Raw genomic sequence first — 17,421 nt, 5'->3', positions numbered from 1 at the left:
ATTAGTCATGATATTGATAAGGAACTTTCTTTTTCTTTAAATATTCTCTTAAATTTTTAGTCGCTCCTATTTTACCAGTTTTAGCACTTTTAAAAAAGTGCCACTTCACTCCATCCACTTGACCAGCCTTTCTTAAAGCTGCATCTTTATCAATCTGTTTTCTAACAAAATTCGATAGGCTTGTGTAACCAACTTTTGATTCATGTGCCACTCTCGTCTTTGGAACATAAGCGTCCACAATTCTTTTTTCTTTTACCCATTTTCCTTTTTTATGATCATATACTCGAACATTTTTATAAACCTTATGCCCAATTCCACCTACATAATCATTTAGGAATTTTTCACCTGCTGCACCAGATTTAAAACCTTTAGCAGGAAGCTTAGATCTTGGAGTTGGTTTAGGTTTTGGAGTTGGTCTAACTTTACCTATACCTATGCCTCCTCCACCGGCAGGATAGCCGTTTCCTCCTCCCATATCTTTATTCATGAACGTTGTTATTACTGGACTTTTATTTGAACTAGAAATCTCCACAGAGTCTTCGTCCATCATAAGTTCTTCAAGCTCTTCATACGCATCTGATTCATTATCTTCCTCAATCAGTACGCTATTATCTTCTAGATATGCTTCATCTTCGTCTTGACCCACTGCATTAACTTGGGGAATAAAACCTGCAGCACCTACAAACAATGAAAATATTAATAGCAAACTCAAAAACTTGTTAGTGATTTTCACCTAATAATCCTCCTATTTATGTAATTTGAAGAAACTTTAGTATAGTGTCTCTTCAAATTCAAATAAATACTTTATAGGATATTTAAGGTAATTTTAAGATTTTTAATGCTGTTTTTATAGCCCGCATAAATTACCAAATAATATATTCAGATCAAATAAAATACATTTTTTAATATTATTCGACATTATTTTCAAGTATTCGACATTCTATATGTGATATAAGTAATTAAAAAATACAAAAAATGGGGTATCAATCATGAGTAAAATGGGTAAAGTGATTTCCTTCATCAATATGAAAGGTGGAGTAGGTAAAACAACCCTCTGCATAGGTATGGGAGAGTATTTAGCTAATTATATGGATAAAAAAATCTTATTTATCGATGTTGATCCGCAGTTTAACACCACTCAAACTTTATTAGATTTATTAAATCTCGAAGATGAATACATGAATGAATACAGACATAATAAATCTATTAGAAAGCTTTTTCAAACACAAGAAACAATAAGTCACAAACTTGCTTTCCCTGAACCATCTGAAATTATAATAAGCAGCAATGACTATCCAAACATCCACCTTATTTGTGGTAATATTGACTTGATATTTGATGATAATCAAAATGATGGATCAAAATCTAGGCGAATTAAAAAATTCATTAAAGATTTTGCTTTAAAAGAAGAGTATGACTATATTTTTATAGATTGCCCACCGACAATTTCATTTTACACAGATGCCGCTCTTAAGGCTTCAGATTTTTATATTGTCCCTAACAGAATAGACCGGTACTCTATATTAGGAATAAAATTATTAAAACAGGTTATCGACCGACTTAAATTCGATGAAGACTTAAACCTTCATCCGCTCGGAATTGTATACACTATGGTAGATAATATGAACAGGCAAAAAGTTCAGAAACTAAGAGAAACCTTTGAGTCTTCCGATATTGTTAAAGAAATTGATCTTTTTGATTCCTTTACACATCTGGTAAATGATCTAACTGTTGGATATCAAGGTAATATTGCATCTCGTTATAAGAAGTCTGAAGATGACATTAAAAACATATGTATTGAATTTCTTACGAAAATAGAGGGGAGAGAGACTGAATGAGCTCTCAATTACAAATGGATAAATACCTCAACAGGCTTTTATATGAATCCGTTGATTCTATAGAAGTCTTAGGAATAAGCATAGCTCTAATTTATTCAAAAGAAATTTTCAAAAAAAACGAAGACCTTAAAAATTTTCTTGTTAAAGTGTTCGATTTACAGTTTCTCCCTTACGTTATGAAATCACGAACTTTAATTGCAGCTAGAGTATCAAGAACACTCGTAAAATTAAATGAAGAAGAAATACATAAAATTAAATTAAAAATCCTGGATTACTTTAAATCCGATGAGGAATCGGATAAAGTTAAATCTTCAAAAAGAAACACTGCTAATGAAAAAATGAAGAAATGGTTAGAAGGACTTTGATATGGAATTAACTATAAATTCTCAAGCAATACCTGAATTAAAAGCTGAAATAAATAATTTTTTAGCCCTGGTGTGTTCAAAAAAGCCCCTCCCCCAACAACCAGAATTGGTATCAATCTCAAAATTAATAATTGTTTCAAAAACAGTTATTGATCACTTACCATCAAATCATTATAGAAGTTCATTTTTTCATGATTTACTTTCTTTAATGCACTCATTATCTAGTAGCAATTCTATAAGATATTACAATTTTGTTCTTAGATCGCTTTTAGAGAATTTTCATAGATGTATGCTGAAGCTCGGTAATTCGGATGAGACTGGAATTAATGAATTGTTTAGAGAAAATACAACGCAATTCGCTACGGATGTTAGAACTAAGCAGCTTTTCGATTATCTATCTGGAGAGTATGGAAAATGTTGTTTAGTAGTTCATAGCAATATAAAAGCTCACAATAATATTCATAAATATTTTTGTGAAACGATTCAAAATGATGATTTCACTCTACAAGTTTTAAAGACTGTTATTATTAACATTAAAAATATCCTAAGTAGTATGATTGAATTGCTAATCATTGTTTATCCCGGCATTCTAGAGAATTCTTTCTATAGACGTAAACAAGAATTAAATTATCTTCTTGGAAAAAGACTTTATAATATTTTCAAGCTCAAAATAAAAGAATTAACATAGAGCTCATCCAAACGGATGAGCTCGTCCTTATTTTAATAATGATTTAAGTTTCACTCTAGTTTTAGGCCCATAAATACCATCAGCAACAAGTCCATGCATAATCTGGAACCGCTTGACCGCATTAGCAGTTTTTGGTCCATAGTAGCCATCAATCCCATGATTTTTTGCACCTTTGTCAGGGTAGAAATATACAGCAGCCAGGGCTTCCTGCAATGCTTTTACTCCAGCGCCCTTTGTCAAAGGCTTTGTTACTTTAATGATGCCAGATGGCAAGTTAAACGATTTTTTAGGCTTACTCGCTATTGGCTTGGATGGTGTATTTTTGACAGGTGTTGCTTTCACAGGCTTTGCTGTTGCCTTTTTACTCGTATGAGCGATTGCAATACCCGCTTTGAAGCTGTCCCAGCGATTAAGCAGCTTTCGAGGGCAATTTTTTCCGCTCCATCTCTTATGTGGCACAACGTTGGCCAATGGAATGCCTTGCTCAGTCATCAGCTGACGAATTAGCCATTGGGCGTTCTCAACTGTCTTTTCAAAGTCCCCATCAGCATTCTCACAAATTTCGATACCAATTGATCTCATATTGCCGGTTCCCCGACCATCTCCCGCATGCCAACCGTTTTCGTTTAGCGGCAAATGCTGATAGATACAATTTTCATCCACAGTAAAGTGCCAGCTTACCCCCGTGCTAGATCGCTTAACAAAACTAGCGTGATTAGCTGCGTCTGCTCCTTTTTTAGTATTAGCAGTATTGTGGACCGTAATATATAAAGGCTTCATGTAGTTGCCAGGACGGTTCTTGTTGCTTTTCGGAATATAATCTTTAATGATTTTTACCACGTTCATCGTCTCCTTTTTGGTCTATTAAACATAAAAAGAGCCACCTCATGGCAGCTCCTTACTTCGTTAATCCTTTTTGTTGCAGCGCTTCTTTTTGGGCTTTCCCTCGACTTGTCACATAGTTGTTTTTGAACCATGCGACAAGAGTTGTTACTAACGTAAAGACCATTGAGAAGGCAAGGTACAATGTCTCAGCCAACGAAGTGACTTGGTCCTCACTGATCGGCAAGATTGGCTTGCCAAATAGAATTAAAGTTTGGTTGATTAATGCCATAAAAAGAAGCACTGTACGGATCACAGTGCCTTTGTCGAAGTTTTTCATAATTGTTTCCTCCTATTATTTTAAATTCCGTTCAATTTTATCGAGCTTGTCGATTACTACGTCGTACTTCTCACTAAACTTTGCTAACACTTCATTTTGCGCTTCGATTTGTTCATTGAGCTTGTTTTCTCGTTCCTTTGTTGTGTTTAATACGTAAAACAAAACCCAACAAAAAAGAACCGCAAAGGGTCCTTGTGTCATCAGATATTGAGCCAAATCCATTTCCACCATACTCACCTACCTCACTTTGTCCACCCCCTTAAAGAAGGCAAAATAAAAAGCCCTTTTAGGCTTCGTACTGTTCTCCCGTTATTTCTTGATAATCTTCTTTGTTAATCCAACCGATTTCTACATAAAAGGCAATGTCTTCAGGACCGTAACACTGCCAGTCCCAAAATTGCTTTATATCCGCAACTGTTGGATATATCATGATTTTTCACCACCCTTCAACTCCTGTATCTCAGTCATGAGTTGAGCCAATTGTTTTGCCATTTGTGCTTCACGTAATTTAGCTGCAGCTGCTTCCTTTGTCAGTTCAGTCAATTGTTTAGTTAAGACCGCATTTTGCTGTTTTAATAAATCTATATCATCCGGTGGTTGCTCTATTTGTAAGCTATCAATGTACTCCTGGGTTGCTGACTCACTCCATGTCTTACTTGTGGGATTGTATTCAGCTATATATAACCCTTCTTGAGGTTGTACATCTGTAAACCCCTCTGGAATTTCAGCGTCATCGGGTATTTCTTTATCCCCACCAGGTATATACTTAAAATTTTCATCATAGGCGTATATAGGTTTCATACGGTTCACCCCTTTGCTTTAAACATGCAATTCACCACGATGAAGTCTTTATTACTCGTGGTATCTTGTATACAAAATCGGCCATCTGTTGCAATATACTGCCTACTATATTGAGGTCCTTTAAAACCACCGGTACTAGAAGCGATCCCAACATTATAGAGTGGGAAAGGCGGCTCACATCCTTCTGGTAACGTAAAGGCAGGTACATCCCCAAGTGTCCCACCTGCGATGGCTCCTGTAACATGAACAATTCCCATCGCATCCTTTGCAACGCGAACCCGATAGTCATTATTGACCTCAGACTTATATGTTTTCCATCCATTTCTGATAGTCGGAAACTTCCAGTCGAGTTTTGCATCTCCACTAGTTATAATCCTCTCCCATCCTATAAAACCTTTTGTATGAAAAGTACCGATCCAAGTTTTATTATCAAACGATCTTGTTGCAGTTATCTTTTTGAGAATTTCACCGTTTGATATATGGGATGTTTCTAAAACCTCAATGTAATAAAAGCTCTGATCATTATCTACAGGAAGATTTAATAATTGAGCTCCCATGTATGGACCTGTCGGTAAGGTGAATATATCAGTACCGTTTGGCAGTCTTGCCACTCTACCGTCGTCTGGTGTGAGTCTATATAACTGACCATTATTCCATTTATTCCTTTCAGCAACTGACGGTAGCTGCGTCCAAGTGATAGATATATGGCTAGAATTATAGTAGAAGTAATAGGCATTACCTGACGTGTCTACCGCAAAACCGGTTCCGATGTTGTTTTGGCCCACCGTCTGAATACCTCTCAAATAGGCATTGCTGGGTGCAGGGGAATCTTCTACACCTGGAGAAGCGATAAAAGTACAGGTTCCCTTGTCCTTGATCGCATCAAAAATATTTTTGTCAGCAGGAACAGAAATCAAGTATTTGCCGTCATCAGCTGTGATCTTATATATCTGCGATTCATCCCATTTCTTTTTTTCCGATTCAGATGCATGCGGCTTAGTATCGCCAATATGGCCACCAAGTTGATCTAACAGTCCAGTATCATTTTCAAGCAACACTTTAACCATGTCATTGAACAGATCCGCATGAGCCTTGTCACTTGTTTCAAACACTTTAGGAGATTTAATATCCATCGATGAGCACTCCTTTCCTAGTAAATATCATCAATCTCAAAGATGAATTCAATGTCACCGTCTTTTTGCTTGTCTGTCATGGTGCGGATCGCCGTAAACTTTCCATCTTCATCAACTAGAGCCAATTCATTGATTACTTCTCCTGCAAGTTCTCCTTCGGCGATCGTGCAGGTATAGCGGATTTTTGCTGGCTCCATGAAAGTAAACGAATCAATTTCTTTTTGAACAAGTTCACTCTTTAACTCTTGTTCTGTTCCATCCAGAGAGATTGGCTTGCCATCTTTCGTCCCACCATTCCCAAAAGCCATCTTGACCACTTTCGTGAGCTTCGTTCCCTCCGCTCTAGCCTTCGCCATTTGTTGGCGAGCATAAAGCGTTGTAACGGTTAATTGATCAGCCATAATGATCCTCCTTTATAAATCTATTTGTTTAGACGTGGCAGCTAGATATTTTGAACCGTCTAGCGGTACTGAGCCATCAAGCGTCCAATATTTCTGCTTAATGATTACACTTCCGCTTTGCTCATTTGATACATGAGCAGCCATGCGGAATGTTACTTTCCTTTTTTCTTTATTTACGTGTTTGAAACGAGATCGAAGTGTAAGAGCTGCTTGTTGATCCGTTTCGTTTATGGCTCCTACCATGACATATCTTGTACGGCCAGAAACTTTCATTTCTTTTTTTAGTTTCATGGCCAATTTTAAAGACTGCCTAAATCGAACAGGAATGTCAGTTGAATTGCGCGATCCACTCAAATAAAAAGTGCCATTAAGTAAAAACTCTCCATTTAACAGAATCGGGATGTGATCAAAAAAGCCCACTCTGCTGCGCAGTGTGAGCCGGTTATGATAATCTTTTATTTCGTTAACGTCTGTGTGATGAACGCTTGTGAATTTGTAAGCCAAATGAGCTGGCTTCAAGTTTTCAAACGTTTCTACAATATACCTGGTGTTTTGCAGGTCATCCAAATTAACACGAAGGGAAAAATGATAGCGGCCAGTTGTTAGACGAACCACTGCGCTAGGATTCTTCAGAAAGCGATTCACAGCCCTTTCTAAAGATGCGTATGTGATCGGTGGAATGTTGGACATGAGATTCAAAATACGTGCCCTTCGCAATTCAATCGAGTCACCTGACTCACGCTGCACCTTCAGCATCCTTTCCCATCTATTAAGCCCCCACGTGGCAGTGATCGGAAAAAGCTGATCAGTCATATCAAAAATAGAATCGTCTAGCCTTTCCATTTCAGGAGCTTCTGATTTCATTAATTCATCAAATTCAGTGATTTCCGTTAGATAGGAAGGTAGATAGGCTTTCATATCATCATATTTGCTCATTGACGATCACCTGCCCTAGACGCGGGATTTCAATGTCTTGGAGGGGCAAGTTTTTGGCTTCACCGTTGACCAAGACATTCGAATAGTCCGATACACTATCCGCATGATATAAAATGTCATTGATCGCTGACATTCTGATCACATTTTCCTCGAAAGCAAGTGATTTTAGGAGAGCCTTGATCTTCTCCTCTATTTCTTGTTGAGCATCTTCAAGTGAATAGTCCATTTTAAGCTCCACCGATACGGACACCTCAACATCTTTCCACTTGGCGCTTTCAACGGTGGCAGTAGCCCCGATTGGTGCTTGGCCTTCCCCTTCTCCTGGAACCGGATCAATGTACTCTTGCACTTTATTGACGAGCAGATCCGTCGCAACATCAAAATTACCATCTGTGATGACAATTTTGACCGTTCCTTCTCCGTTCCAAAGAGGAAAAACCTTTGCCCTGCCAACTCCTTCTACTTCTTCAGCCCACTTTTTATAGTGAGCTTTGTTGGCACTGACAGCTTCACGTCTTGCCCTCATCAAGTACCGTTCATAAAGAGCTTCATCGTCTTCTTCCTCTTGCCCTGGTATCTTCAATTCTTCAAATATGACAGACTCCAGCCCTGGTATGTTATCAAGTGATAGAAGCGGCAGTTCTGCAAAATTCCCATTGCCTACAGCACCAGTTGTTTCACACTTCAGCGTGCCGTCTTGATATTGAAAGTACAGATTATCGATATAGAATCTTGATCCCGTTGGTATTCTAATACCTTCAGGCGAGACTTCAACGGACCATACAGCACTTGTGGCCGCTTTACGAGTGATCCCCACTTCAGCAGCTCGTCTATCTAAAAATTCTCCCTGCGCTGTATCTGCAAAGACAAGATCGAATACCTGATCTAGCCATATATAAGATTGAGCAAGTTCCGCAGCTGCAGGAGCCAACGCATTCCATATAACGCTGTTTTCTCTCTTATCTATTTCATCAGGTATTCGTTCCAGCATTCGCTCCATGATGGCTTCATATGACTGTTCTTCAAACATCTTCGCCAATCACCTCCTCGATCTCCAAGGTTCCCTCATCTGTCACCACTTCAAATATCACCTTAAAGGCTGCCCCCTCTTTAGTGATCTCAAAATCTTGCACACTTTCAATTCTTTCATCAACTAAAAGAGCCTCTTCTATCAACCGCGGAATCTCCATCTCTTTGTATTCGTCCGTTGATTCTTCATCAGAAACAGCTTCCTGCACTTCGCATCCTACGTCATGGCTATAAACAACATGCGAATATCGTTCAGTTCTTAGGGCCATATAGACGAATTGGCGAATGGCATCGAGACCATTAATCTTTTCATTGGTTAGACGGCCAGATGTGAAGTCAATGCGATAGGTGGTCGAAGGTTCAACAATATCCTCTTCTTCCTCATCCAAATCCTCAATTTCTTCTTCTGGAGAGAGTGCCATCATGAACCACCTCCTACTACTTTATCTAAGATATAAAACATCTGACCGCCTGTCATCGCAAGGACCATGACACTATCGCCTTCTTCTAGCTCATCATCTTCCCCCTCATCTAATCGGGCTGGCCAGATAAAGAGTTCTTCAGGAATGATGAGTTTGTCATTTTCGTTGAGCCTAACACTAAGAGGAGAAACAGACACAACATCACCGAGTATCAATTCCATTGGCGATTGTGCATCCACAGCATCGACAGCCAATCGCTTAATTGCCTCGCTTAGTTTCATGACTGATTCCCCGTTGGGATTGTATTCTTTTCAACGACATCGATCGTCATGGTGTGTTTGGTTCCTTTAAATTCATGGCTGTCTTGATCGATCCAGTACGTTTTTTTAATGCCGATATCAGGAATGATAATGCGTACTGGCATACCGCTTTGTAATCCAGGAATACCTAGAGCTTGAATGCTTTTCAGCTCTTTTTTTACGCCTTTCTTTTGAGCCAGTCGGACATCTGCTCTCTTTTGCAGCTGTGCTTGGTTGATCTCTCCTGACACTCTTTCAACGTGCTGAAGGATGCCGTATTTACTTCTAGCAGCACTATCATTCGCCACAGCCAGCATCTCAATCTCTTTCTTTTGCGTAACAGTTTTCGGCTTTGTTGGTTTGGCCGTTTTCTTATCTTTCTCTTTGTCTGTAGACTTTGATTTCTTTTTTTCCTTCTTCAGCACCTTAATTTTTTCCACATGTGTCGCTCTCATCTTTACACGTGTGGCTGTTTCCTCAATCGAGGTGCTATACTGATAATCAATGAGATTCACGCCTGATTCAATGACCCATACTTCGGACGGATCAGGCCACGCTCTCAGCCCCATCTTTCCTTTAGCAGAATAGATTTGATAGTTACGTCCTGTTTGCTTTTTTGTTTCCCTGAGAGCCTGCAAGATGATGTCATATAGGCTTGTATCGTTTTTGAATACAAGTGATTTAATGACATGGCCAGTGTTAGCGATTGACGTCATCGGGATCTGAAAATCTTGACCAAGCCGTTTCATTATCTGATCAGCTCTCTTATTTGCAAAGACATAGACATCCTGGTTCTTCACCAAATACTGAAGCATGTCGTAAGCAGTAAAAGTGAGTTTTTCGTCCTTCGGCGTTCTTGCAAACACTGTTCCTCTGAAAAGCTCTTTTCCTTTCCACTTGAAAAAAACCGTGTCACCCTCTTTGATGCTGTAATATTTTTGTGAACCCTGTTTAGTCACGATAGTTGCTTGTATTGAGCGAGGGGCCTGATACCTTTGCCCCCGAAGTGTCACACTTTCTGTCACAAGCTCGTACATGGTCCCGCTTCTGATGGCAAAAAGCTCAATCAATGTCAGCCCCCCTATTGTGGTATTTTTAATTTTTGACCAGGGAAAATCCAATGCCCTGGTTGTCTAATATTGCGTCTACTTCTTTTGATCATCGCGGCTTTATTCGCATTCCAAATGCGCCGCCATTTTGTGCTATCACCATAGAAACGGCCAGAAATATCCCACAAGGTATCACCCTTTTTAACGGTGTACACTTTTGGTGCACCTTTTGAGCTGCGTTTTTTGTTGCTCTTTTTGGCTTTCCGTTTGATTTTTCTAGGTGATGCGGTTTTGTATTCTTTTAACTGCAGCGTGAATTCACGATCCCCGACATCATACGTACCTTCATTGTGGTTAAAGCTTTCTATGCTGCATTGCATATTGATTTTGGTCCCTGTGACAATAAAGCGTACAGGTTTTTTTGATTTCATGAATCGCTCTATTTTGGCGATCGCATTCTCTGGTGAAGGAATACTTTTATATTCAGCAATCGGTGTATACTTCTTGGGAAAAAAGGCTGTAAATGAAATTTGGCGAGCCCCTGGTACATCCAAGAATGTGAGCTCGCCAAATTTTGCAACTTTTATAGATTCATTTTGTACGTTGTTATTGAGTTCCAATTTCTCAGGAAGAACAGGGAATCGTAATTTGTCCTTCCCTTGCGAAATCCATAATTGATATTTTGATTTAGCCATCAATCACGACTCCCTTCGTTCCTGTGTTGATTTCATTCTCTAACTCATCAATCAACATCTGTTTGATCTTCTCTGCAAGCCCTTCTGCGTCTTGGCCATTATGATAATGCTGCTCACCATTAAAATTAATGATGATCTGTTTTGATCCACCTGAAGCAGACGGTGCATTTGCTGTGCCAGCTGTTACTGTTTGCACCTGCCCTTGTGAAAGTTCAGAAGATGTAGCGGTGGCCGGATCGTATACGTCCATTCCTAAAGCCTGTGCAGCTTGAGCCAACAAGTAGCGACCACGTATGCCACGCTCTTCAGGAATGATCCATTCACGCTTGTTTCCTTCACCGACTCTAGCGATTTGTTCTTGCGTTATTAGACCACCGTTTGCATAACCCTTATATGGTCCACCGTTTCTGATACTTCTAAGACCAGGCGTATTATAGACACTTCCATATCTGCCTTTGATGTAATTGATAGCAGCTGCAGCATTATGGATCGGATTCCAGATGTCATTCATGCCGCTTGCCTTGTTAGAATTAAAGGTCGGATCAATGGTCTGCATCAATCCTTTAGACGGCGTTCCTCTCTTGGCGTTTGAATCCCATAGGTTGATCGCTTTCGGGTTTCCACGTGACTCATTCTGCGCGATCGTCATCAAACCAGGTAGCCAGCTCATTGATGTGCCGGTTGCCATTAGAGCAGCCATGAGCCATTGTTGAACACTCAGGTTAGATGCACCCATTCCGCTAAACGCAGCGATTAAGGAACCGGCTTGATTCTCTGCGAATTTCTTCACGTCAACTGAATCAAGACCTTTGACGACACCGATCGATGCGAATTTTCCAAGACTCATCATGACGCGTGAAGGAGAATGAATGTCTAATTCTTCGCGGAAAGCTTGTTCCACTTTCTTGGCCATGTCCTTGGCTGCTTGTGTCACTTCGCTTCCTTTTGACCTCATACCGCTATTAAATGCGTCAATTAGTCCAGCTCCCCATGTAGGTGACTCTTGGCGAGCGGATAAGAAAGGTTGTCTTACATTTTGATCTAAGAATTGACCTGTGCCAGTTGGTGTCATGTTTTGACCTGCAGCAAAGCCGGTGACAGTTTGAGCTCCGTACTGCGGAGTCGATGTCTGAATTTGAGTAAATGGTTGCTTGATATTGGCTTGTTTCCACTGTTCAAGCGAAACGACTTTGCTGTTTAACCCTTTTTCAAAATCAGTGCTAAACTGTTCCCCGTATTTTGATGCGTTGCCTGCGTCTCCAATTGATACTGATCCATTTGCAGAAGTGGAAACTGATGAAGCAGCTGCCGGTCTCATAGGAGATGATGAGCTTGCTGGAGAGGTAGGTGATGAACCGTTTGGCACTACGGACATTCCAAGATGTGAAGCAGCCTGAGCAAGTAGCATCTTTCCTCGACCTTTATTGTTTTCAGTCGGGATGACAAACTCTTTCCCCGCTTCGCCTATCCATGAAAGTGTTGGCTTTGTGATATAACCACCGGTGGCTTTCTGATCTGGCTTTTTCCCCTTAGTAGGGATTTTTTTATACCCTGTCTTTTCTTCACCTGTTTTTTCAAAAAATTTAAATACATTTCCGTTGATTTCTTTAATTTTACCGACTACATTTCCTACAACTCCAAAGATTCCTTGCCATGTCTTTTTTAAGTTCTCAGCATGCTTTTTTAATGGATTAAATACTTTCTCTTCAAACCATCCACTCACTGTCTTCCAGATACCTTTGATAATTCTCCAGGCATCTTGGAATTTCTCCCACACAAAGGAAATCGCTGGTTCTGCATATTTTTTATATGGTTGCCACACGTATTCATCAAACCATTTGGCAAGTATAATCCAAGTGGTTTTAATCCAGTTCCACGTATTTTTAAACAAATTCCATATAAAGATAATGGCTGGCAAAGCGTAAGTTTTAAACGGTTGCCATACATACTCATCAAACCAAGTTGCAAGTATCACCCATGTTGTTTTAATCCAGTTCCATGTACCTTTGAATAGATTCCAGATAAACATGATTGCTGGAATGGCATATGTCTTAAATGGTGTCCACACATATTCATTAAACCATTCAGACAATACTCCCCATGTCTCTTTGATCCAATTCCATGTATCAACAAGTTTATTCCATACCCATCCAATGGCTTCTACTGCATATTGACCATATGGTTTCCACACTTTTTCCATAAACCAAGTTGATGCAACACCCCATATGGTTTTAATAATGTTCCAAGCAACGGTGAAAACACCAACCACAAAGTTGATGATTGGTACAACAAAGTTATAAATAGGTATGAATACTTTTTCCATGAACCAGTTAGAGACTTTCTCCCAAGTAGTTTTAATTTTTGTCCATGCTTTTTCAAAAAAACCACCAATTGGTTCAGCAACGTTGTCATTGAACCAAGTTGAAATATCTTTCCATGTATCTTTAATCCACTTGATTGCATCCTCTGACCATTTGACGATCTCATCCCATTTTTTCTTGATGGTACCGTTATCGAACATCTTTCCAATCCATTTGCCAAGATCACCGCCAAAGATGCTTCCTAAGATTCCACCGATAGCTGTTCCGATACCAGGTGCGATCATTGTTCCGATTGCGGCTCCACCAATACCGCCACCTAGATTTCCTGTGAACCCACCGATCTTCTCGCCTTTATTATCATTGTTCATACCGATTAACTCTGTTGCGGCAATTAGTGTACCGAGAATAGGAATGCGTTTTCCAATACTCTTTGCACCTTTACCGAGATTTCCTAAGAATCCACCGCCACGCCCTTGGTTTGGCGTTGTTGGACGTACCGGCTCCCCTCTATTGATCCAAGGCTGACGATATTCAGGAGGTCGTTGGTTCCTTGGCGGTCGCCCGGCTCCTCCAGAACCTCCAATTACACCACCGCTCGTTCCTGCTCCCATTCCTCCTCTTAAACCTTTGCCCCATTTGTAGGCAGCAAAAGCGCCAGAAAGAATGGATTTGAGCGGCTTTAATAACGTGGCCACTTTTCCGAGGAATGCGAGTGCAAATGCATTGGCAATCAAAGCACCAGCAATTGATCCTTCTCCAGTAAGAGCATTCCAGTTGATCTCGCCAATCTTTTTGGCGATACGAATACCCAATTGCGCAGGATCAAGAGCTTCAAGAAACGATTCAATGAATATCTTTCCTGCCTTTGCTCCTGCATCAGTAAAACTGTCCTCAGTTGATTTGTCATCAATACCAAGTAGACCGTTGATAACACCGTTTATGATGCCGCCGTAAGTCTTCCCGACATTCTCGGCCATTTTGAAAAGACCAGGCTTTCCTGTCTTTTCCCACCATTGGCCAAAAACGTCTTTCGTATTATCAAGAACTAGCTTCCACCGAGTTTCAAAGTCCATTTTTCTGTATTTTTCTAGTTGTTCAAAGTGCTTCTTCAGCTTAGGGTTGTCCTTAAATTTCACTTTGAGTTCTTGTGTCTGCTTTTTGGTTAACTTCTCACCAGGAAACAGAATTTTAAATTGATCACCAATGAATCCGAAAACACTCTTTGTCGGATCAAGGAAGCTGTTAGCAAATTTCTTACCCGCCTTTTCAGCTTTGTTTGATAGATCAGTCAGCACGAAGGAATATTCCCCGCGCCACGTTCTAAATGCTTCTAGTGCAGGTTGGAACGCAGCTGCTAGTCCTTTACCCCAAGGCATAAGGATGCTGTTATTGATAAATGATTTAACACCTAGGAATAAGTTGGCCAAGTTATCGGACATTTTGATCATCATGTCGTTGTATTTGCCAAATTCCTTCGTAACTTCCGGCCATGTTTGCTTGATGTCTTTTCCGCTCTTTGCAAGTTTTTCGAGTTTACCCCTGGCATCACCAGAGATAGCCCCCATTTCCTGAAGCGCTGCCGTTGCGTCACCGATAGGACGCCCCGATTTAATGCCGTCATATAAACGCCCCATCCATAGCGCAACTTCTGAGAACGGCCGTTGAACACCTGCGGCAACGTCCCCGACTAGCTTCATACCTTCAGTCGTAGAAAGGGCATTGCCCGTAAACACCTGAAGAACTCGACTTGACTCATAAATCTCATCACGAGTAAATGGCGTTTGACCAGCAAATGCTGTCAGTTCATCCAGTCGTGCATCTGCTTTACCCCTGCTTCCGAGCAAAGTTTCAAACGCAGTGGTCATATTCTGTCGATCCGCTACCATTTTGAGCGGCACGACAATACCACCTGTTGCACCGGCACCGACTCCAAGCAATCCAAGTGTACTGGTGACAGCTGATACGATCCCTCTCAATGGCTTTGTGATAAGATCAAGGACCTTAATTGTGGTTGTGTAAGTCCGTCCTAAATGGGTATTTGCAAATGAGACAGCTCCACGTACTGGAGCGGTGAAACGATCGATCGCATTGATCGCCACCCTGTATTCAGTACCTAACGTATTCCGTGTATAAGACGCTATACGGCTGACTGTACGTCGGACCATATCAATGGCTCTAATGGTATAGCTGTATCCTCGACCAAGCTGACGCGCTGCATATGATGCAATACGTTTGATCCCTGCGGTCGCACGATCATGAACCGTTATGGCAAACCGTTCTACTTTACCAAAGTTACGGTTGATATAACGACGCAGCCTGACAAGCCCTGGTGTTGCCTGATCTTTAATACGCATCAACACGCTATGAGTACGCGGCATCTTGCGCTGCACAAAGCCATTGAACTTTCGTAGTGCTTTTGTGGCCAGATCATTTACATCAAGCGTCAGCTGATAAGTTCGAGCAAGATCACGCAAAACAAACCGCTGCACACGTCTTAATGCAATTGTGGCATTGTCCCTGATTCTTAAAGTAATTGGCCGCTCTGATCTGCGGCGCAATCTATCAAGTCGTTCTAAGTCCCCTCTGATCAAACGCAATTTACGCGTGATCCGGTCTTGTAAATCAAACCGTGCTGTTAAACGAGCCATGTCTTATCCTCCTTTCTTCGATTCCTTTTCAAGCACTTCTAATTTATGTGCTATTAACCCAAACAAAAAGCCCTTGAAACGCCTTGGCGCTTCATAGACCTCTAAGAGTTCAGACGGGGAGTAATGAAGCTCATGCATGCAGTAATACAGATACACAGCCTCTTTGTTCCCGTCTTTTATTAGTTTTTTGCTTCAGTTTCAAGGTCCTCAATTTCATCTTCAAAACCGTTAACCTCAATGGCTTTGTTTAACCAGTTCGCATATTCTCCGCCGACAGATAGGACACGTTTTGCCACTTCGACTGGATCTTGGGTGTTGTATGCTTCGCGCAATTCTTTTGACTTAAAGTCAGGATAAATAGTTGATTCAACCGCAATACGTGCGTAAAAACGTTGAGAATCTAAGTCTTTCACACGTCCACGACCTTTTACATTCTTGTAAGTTGTGTTTTCTTTCTCCAGTTCATCAATACGTTCAGTTGTGATGGCTTTGAATACGAATGGAATCACTTCACCCTTTTTATCAACAAAGCGCTTTGAAATGATTGATTTGATTTCTTCTGTTTCAGCTGTTTGTCCTGGCATAAAGAATGAAAGATCATATACGTTGTTTGTTTGTTTTTCGCTCATGTTTAAAAACTCCCTTTGATTTGTTTTTTTGAATGCAAAAAAGCACATCCATTTTTTGAATGTGCTTTCCAATCTTTTCATGTATAATTGAGAACGTACAATTGAACGGCTTGCTCAAGGGTGTCTGGCTCATCCCCGATAGGAAGGGGGTGATGCTCATGTCAACGTTCCAAGCGATTTCCCTAATGCTTTTATTCGGGATGTTTATCCTTGCTTTGTTGACGTATATAAACAAAAAATAGACTCCCCTTGAGCTTTGGACGGTTGAAGGGAAAGTCTATCCTTAAAACTATCTAATTGATAAGCCAGCCCCTTGAAGGGCCTCATTGTACATTGCCGGGATGTTGACGCATCCTGGCTTCTTTTTATTGTATGCAAATCACTTTGCATGTAAACATGTTTTTTCTCGAATGGTGAATGGTGGGTTCACTATTATCCCATGTATCCCATTTATCCCATTTATCAAAAGTATATCATATTTGTACAAAAAAGTGAAAATACCTTATTTAAAAACACTCACTAGTCAGTTCTTTTGTTACATTTTCTATGGTGATTAAATTTTAAAAGGAATCTTTCAGCTTCTCAGGAAGATCAAAGTCCTCAAACGTGAAAGGAACCTCTTCTTCAAGTGCCTCTGAATCGACATCTAGTCCAGCAATTTTAGCTGAATCAAAGTTCACATCAAACAATGTGACACGCTCTGTGCCGCGGCCAGATGATTTGTCATCCAGTACAGCTTGAATAGTGAAGTATGGATCTTGTCCTTTCTTTACATAGTTCAGCATGAGCTGAACGAAACGTGATGTGACTTTATAGAAAGTCGCTGTGCCAGTACCATTCGCACCGGTTGTCTTGTGACCGGTCATACGACGGCCCATGACATTGACCTCTGATTTGTTTTTCTCCACGTTCGCTTCAAATGTTTTAATAAACGCCAATTCCTCACCATCGAGGAATAAGCGTCCTTCCTTACCTGAAATGGTATTCTGCGCTTTAAAAGCCATC

General features: G+C 40.5%; 22 protein-coding genes. 4 read left to right on the top strand and 18 right to left on the bottom strand.

The genetic code is table 11. The annotated features are described in order from the left end of the window. Position 1 precedes the first annotated feature (1 nt). Positions 2-733: a hypothetical protein gene (locus KVT11_RS01885; RefSeq protein WP_046343288.1), complete on the bottom strand. Its 732-nt coding sequence runs from the start codon at positions 731-733 to the stop codon at positions 2-4. A gap of 256 nt (positions 734-989) precedes the next feature. On the opposite strand from KVT11_RS01885, the gene KVT11_RS01880 reads away from it, so the two are divergent. The 3 genes from KVT11_RS01880 to KVT11_RS01870 are packed head-to-tail and all read left to right on the top strand — an operon-like array spanning position 990 to position 2,891. Next, the gene (locus KVT11_RS01880; protein ID WP_046343286.1) at positions 990-1,838 is read left to right on the top strand and encodes a ParA family protein; all 849 of its coding nucleotides are present in this window, start codon (positions 990-992) and stop codon (positions 1,836-1,838) included. Next, on the top strand, positions 1,835-2,203 hold the full coding sequence (locus KVT11_RS01875) for a hypothetical protein (protein WP_052730106.1): 369 nt from the start codon (positions 1,835-1,837) through the stop codon (positions 2,201-2,203). The genes KVT11_RS01880 and KVT11_RS01875 overlap by 4 nt, the downstream gene beginning before the upstream one ends. Before the next feature lies 1 nt (position 2,204). Then, entirely contained in the window at positions 2,205-2,891 is a 687-nt protein-coding gene (locus tag KVT11_RS01870; protein ID WP_046343284.1) for a hypothetical protein, read from the top strand. A gap of 27 nt (positions 2,892-2,918) precedes the next feature. On the opposite strand, the gene KVT11_RS01865 is transcribed toward KVT11_RS01870, so the two are convergent. From KVT11_RS01865 to KVT11_RS01795, 16 genes are read right to left on the bottom strand one after another with little or no spacing between them, the layout of a single operon-like run. Continuing rightward, positions 2,919-3,731 (bottom strand): peptidoglycan recognition protein family protein, encoded by an 813-nt coding sequence (locus tag KVT11_RS01865; RefSeq protein ID WP_046343281.1) that lies wholly within the window; start codon positions 3,729-3,731, stop codon positions 2,919-2,921. Between the two features lie 58 nt (positions 3,732-3,789). Further along, complete coding sequence (locus tag KVT11_RS01860) at positions 3,790-4,053, bottom strand: phage holin (RefSeq protein ID WP_046343279.1); 264 nt, start codon at positions 4,051-4,053, stop codon at positions 3,790-3,792. A gap of 15 nt (positions 4,054-4,068) precedes the next feature. Beyond that, positions 4,069-4,281 carry a BhlA/UviB family holin-like peptide gene (locus KVT11_RS01855; protein WP_025092921.1) on the bottom strand — a complete coding sequence of 71 codons (213 nt, stop codon included), beginning with the start codon at positions 4,279-4,281 and terminating at the stop codon, positions 4,069-4,071. A gap of 58 nt (positions 4,282-4,339) precedes the next feature. Continuing rightward, positions 4,340-4,483 carry an XkdX family protein gene (locus KVT11_RS01850; protein WP_186299636.1) on the bottom strand — a complete coding sequence of 48 codons (144 nt, stop codon included), beginning with the start codon at positions 4,481-4,483 and terminating at the stop codon, positions 4,340-4,342. Then, positions 4,480-4,854: a hypothetical protein gene (locus KVT11_RS01845; RefSeq protein WP_210552386.1), complete on the bottom strand. Its 375-nt coding sequence runs from the start codon at positions 4,852-4,854 to the stop codon at positions 4,480-4,482. The genes KVT11_RS01850 and KVT11_RS01845 overlap by 4 nt, the downstream gene beginning before the upstream one ends. Positions 4,855-4,859: 5 nt before the next feature. Beyond that, positions 4,860-5,987 (bottom strand): hypothetical protein, encoded by a 1,128-nt coding sequence (locus tag KVT11_RS01840; RefSeq protein WP_210552385.1) that lies wholly within the window; start codon positions 5,985-5,987, stop codon positions 4,860-4,862. A gap of 17 nt (positions 5,988-6,004) precedes the next feature. Then, positions 6,005-6,388 (bottom strand): phage tail-collar fiber domain-containing protein, encoded by a 384-nt coding sequence (locus tag KVT11_RS01835; protein WP_144470994.1) that lies wholly within the window; start codon positions 6,386-6,388, stop codon positions 6,005-6,007. 12 nt (positions 6,389-6,400) lie between these two features. Beyond that, the gene (locus KVT11_RS01830; protein WP_210552384.1) at positions 6,401-7,324 is read right to left on the bottom strand and encodes a YmfQ family protein; all 924 of its coding nucleotides are present in this window, start codon (positions 7,322-7,324) and stop codon (positions 6,401-6,403) included. Then, the gene (locus tag KVT11_RS01825; RefSeq protein WP_210552383.1) at positions 7,311-8,354 is read right to left on the bottom strand and encodes a baseplate J/gp47 family protein; all 1,044 of its coding nucleotides are present in this window, start codon (positions 8,352-8,354) and stop codon (positions 7,311-7,313) included. Before KVT11_RS01825 ends, KVT11_RS01830 begins: the two co-directional genes overlap by 14 nt. Beyond that, complete coding sequence (locus tag KVT11_RS01820; RefSeq protein ID WP_217608987.1) at positions 8,347-8,775, bottom strand: DUF2634 domain-containing protein; 429 nt, start codon at positions 8,773-8,775, stop codon at positions 8,347-8,349. Before KVT11_RS01820 ends, KVT11_RS01825 begins: the two co-directional genes overlap by 8 nt. Beyond that, positions 8,775-9,056: a DUF2577 family protein gene (locus KVT11_RS01815; protein ID WP_034282372.1), complete on the bottom strand. Its 282-nt coding sequence runs from the start codon at positions 9,054-9,056 to the stop codon at positions 8,775-8,777. The genes KVT11_RS01820 and KVT11_RS01815 overlap by 1 nt, the downstream gene beginning before the upstream one ends. Beyond that, positions 9,053-10,144, bottom strand: a complete 1,092-nt coding sequence (locus KVT11_RS01810) for an XkdQ/YqbQ family protein (protein WP_210552382.1) — start codon at positions 10,142-10,144, stop codon at positions 9,053-9,055. Before KVT11_RS01810 ends, KVT11_RS01815 begins: the two co-directional genes overlap by 4 nt. Before the next feature lie 11 nt (positions 10,145-10,155). Next, the gene (locus KVT11_RS01805) at positions 10,156-10,818 is read right to left on the bottom strand and encodes a LysM peptidoglycan-binding domain-containing protein (protein ID WP_210552381.1); all 663 of its coding nucleotides are present in this window, start codon (positions 10,816-10,818) and stop codon (positions 10,156-10,158) included. Then, entirely contained in the window at positions 10,811-15,787 is a 4,977-nt protein-coding gene (locus KVT11_RS01800; protein WP_210552380.1) for a transglycosylase SLT domain-containing protein, read from the bottom strand. The genes KVT11_RS01805 and KVT11_RS01800 overlap by 8 nt, the downstream gene beginning before the upstream one ends. A 3-nt stretch (positions 15,788-15,790) precedes the next feature. Then, positions 15,791-15,943 carry a hypothetical protein gene (locus KVT11_RS20975; RefSeq protein ID WP_008361258.1) on the bottom strand — a complete coding sequence of 51 codons (153 nt, stop codon included), beginning with the start codon at positions 15,941-15,943 and terminating at the stop codon, positions 15,791-15,793. A 23-nt stretch (positions 15,944-15,966) separates the two neighbouring features. Beyond that, complete coding sequence (locus KVT11_RS01795; RefSeq protein ID WP_096881278.1) at positions 15,967-16,416, bottom strand: phage tail assembly chaperone; 450 nt, start codon at positions 16,414-16,416, stop codon at positions 15,967-15,969. 59 nt (positions 16,417-16,475) lie between these two features. Here KVT11_RS01795 and KVT11_RS21345 point away from each other — a divergent pair, with 59 nt between their 5' ends. Further along, positions 16,476-16,658: a putative holin-like toxin gene (locus tag KVT11_RS21345; RefSeq protein ID WP_082136068.1), complete on the top strand. Its 183-nt coding sequence runs from the start codon at positions 16,476-16,478 to the stop codon at positions 16,656-16,658. A gap of 318 nt (positions 16,659-16,976) precedes the next feature. On the opposite strand, the gene KVT11_RS01785 is transcribed toward KVT11_RS21345, so the two are convergent. Continuing rightward, positions 16,977-17,420: a phage tail tube protein gene (locus KVT11_RS01785; RefSeq protein WP_034282378.1), complete on the bottom strand. Its 444-nt coding sequence runs from the start codon at positions 17,418-17,420 to the stop codon at positions 16,977-16,979. Position 17,421 lies beyond the last annotated feature (1 nt).

Source organism: Bacillus sp. GbtcB10 (genome assembly GCF_019091365.1).
Lineage (GTDB): Bacteria > Bacillota > Bacilli > Bacillales > Bacillaceae > Bacillus > Bacillus altitudinis.
The sequence above is the reverse complement of the archived record's forward strand: the minus strand, read 5'-3'. Positions and strand labels throughout refer to the sequence as shown.

What these genes read in the sequence shown, in the direction of transcription:
- KVT11_RS01850 (WP_186299636.1), bottom strand. Translation starts at nt 4,483, where the DNA reads ATGATATATCCAACAGTTGCGGATATAAAGCAATTTTGGGACTGGCAG.
- KVT11_RS01860 (WP_046343279.1), bottom strand. Translation starts at nt 4,053, where the DNA reads ATGAAAAACTTCGACAAAGGCACTGTGATCCGTACAGTGCTTCTTTTT.
- KVT11_RS01880 (WP_046343286.1), top strand. Translation starts at nt 990, where the DNA reads ATGAGTAAAATGGGTAAAGTGATTTCCTTCATCAATATGAAAGGTGGA.
- KVT11_RS01820 (WP_217608987.1), bottom strand. Translation starts at nt 8,775, where the DNA reads ATGGCACTCTCTCCAGAAGAAGAAATTGAGGATTTGGATGAGGAAGAA.
- KVT11_RS01845 (WP_210552386.1), bottom strand. Translation starts at nt 4,854, where the DNA reads ATGAAACCTATATACGCCTATGATGAAAATTTTAAGTATATACCTGGT.
- KVT11_RS01870 (WP_046343284.1), top strand. Translation starts at nt 2,205, where the DNA reads ATGGAATTAACTATAAATTCTCAAGCAATACCTGAATTAAAAGCTGAA.
- KVT11_RS01825 (WP_210552383.1), bottom strand. Translation starts at nt 8,354, where the DNA reads ATGTTTGAAGAACAGTCATATGAAGCCATCATGGAGCGAATGCTGGAA.
- KVT11_RS01835 (WP_144470994.1), bottom strand. Translation starts at nt 6,388, where the DNA reads ATGGCTGATCAATTAACCGTTACAACGCTTTATGCTCGCCAACAAATG.
- KVT11_RS01800 (WP_210552380.1), bottom strand. Translation starts at nt 15,787, where the DNA reads ATGGCTCGTTTAACAGCACGGTTTGATTTACAAGACCGGATCACGCGT.
- KVT11_RS01795 (WP_096881278.1), bottom strand. Translation starts at nt 16,416, where the DNA reads ATGAGCGAAAAACAAACAAACAACGTATATGATCTTTCATTCTTTATG.
- KVT11_RS01815 (WP_034282372.1), bottom strand. Translation starts at nt 9,056, where the DNA reads ATGAAACTAAGCGAGGCAATTAAGCGATTGGCTGTCGATGCTGTGGAT.
- KVT11_RS01840 (WP_210552385.1), bottom strand. Translation starts at nt 5,987, where the DNA reads ATGGATATTAAATCTCCTAAAGTGTTTGAAACAAGTGACAAGGCTCAT.
- KVT11_RS01805 (WP_210552381.1), bottom strand. Translation starts at nt 10,818, where the DNA reads ATGGCTAAATCAAAATATCAATTATGGATTTCGCAAGGGAAGGACAAA.
- KVT11_RS01830 (WP_210552384.1), bottom strand. Translation starts at nt 7,324, where the DNA reads ATGAGCAAATATGATGATATGAAAGCCTATCTACCTTCCTATCTAACG.
- KVT11_RS01785 (WP_034282378.1), bottom strand. Translation starts at nt 17,420, where the DNA reads ATGGCTTTTAAAGCGCAGAATACCATTTCAGGTAAGGAAGGACGCTTA.
- KVT11_RS01875 (WP_052730106.1), top strand. Translation starts at nt 1,835, where the DNA reads ATGAGCTCTCAATTACAAATGGATAAATACCTCAACAGGCTTTTATAT.
- KVT11_RS21345 (WP_082136068.1), top strand. Translation starts at nt 16,476, where the DNA reads ATGTGCTTTCCAATCTTTTCATGTATAATTGAGAACGTACAATTGAAC.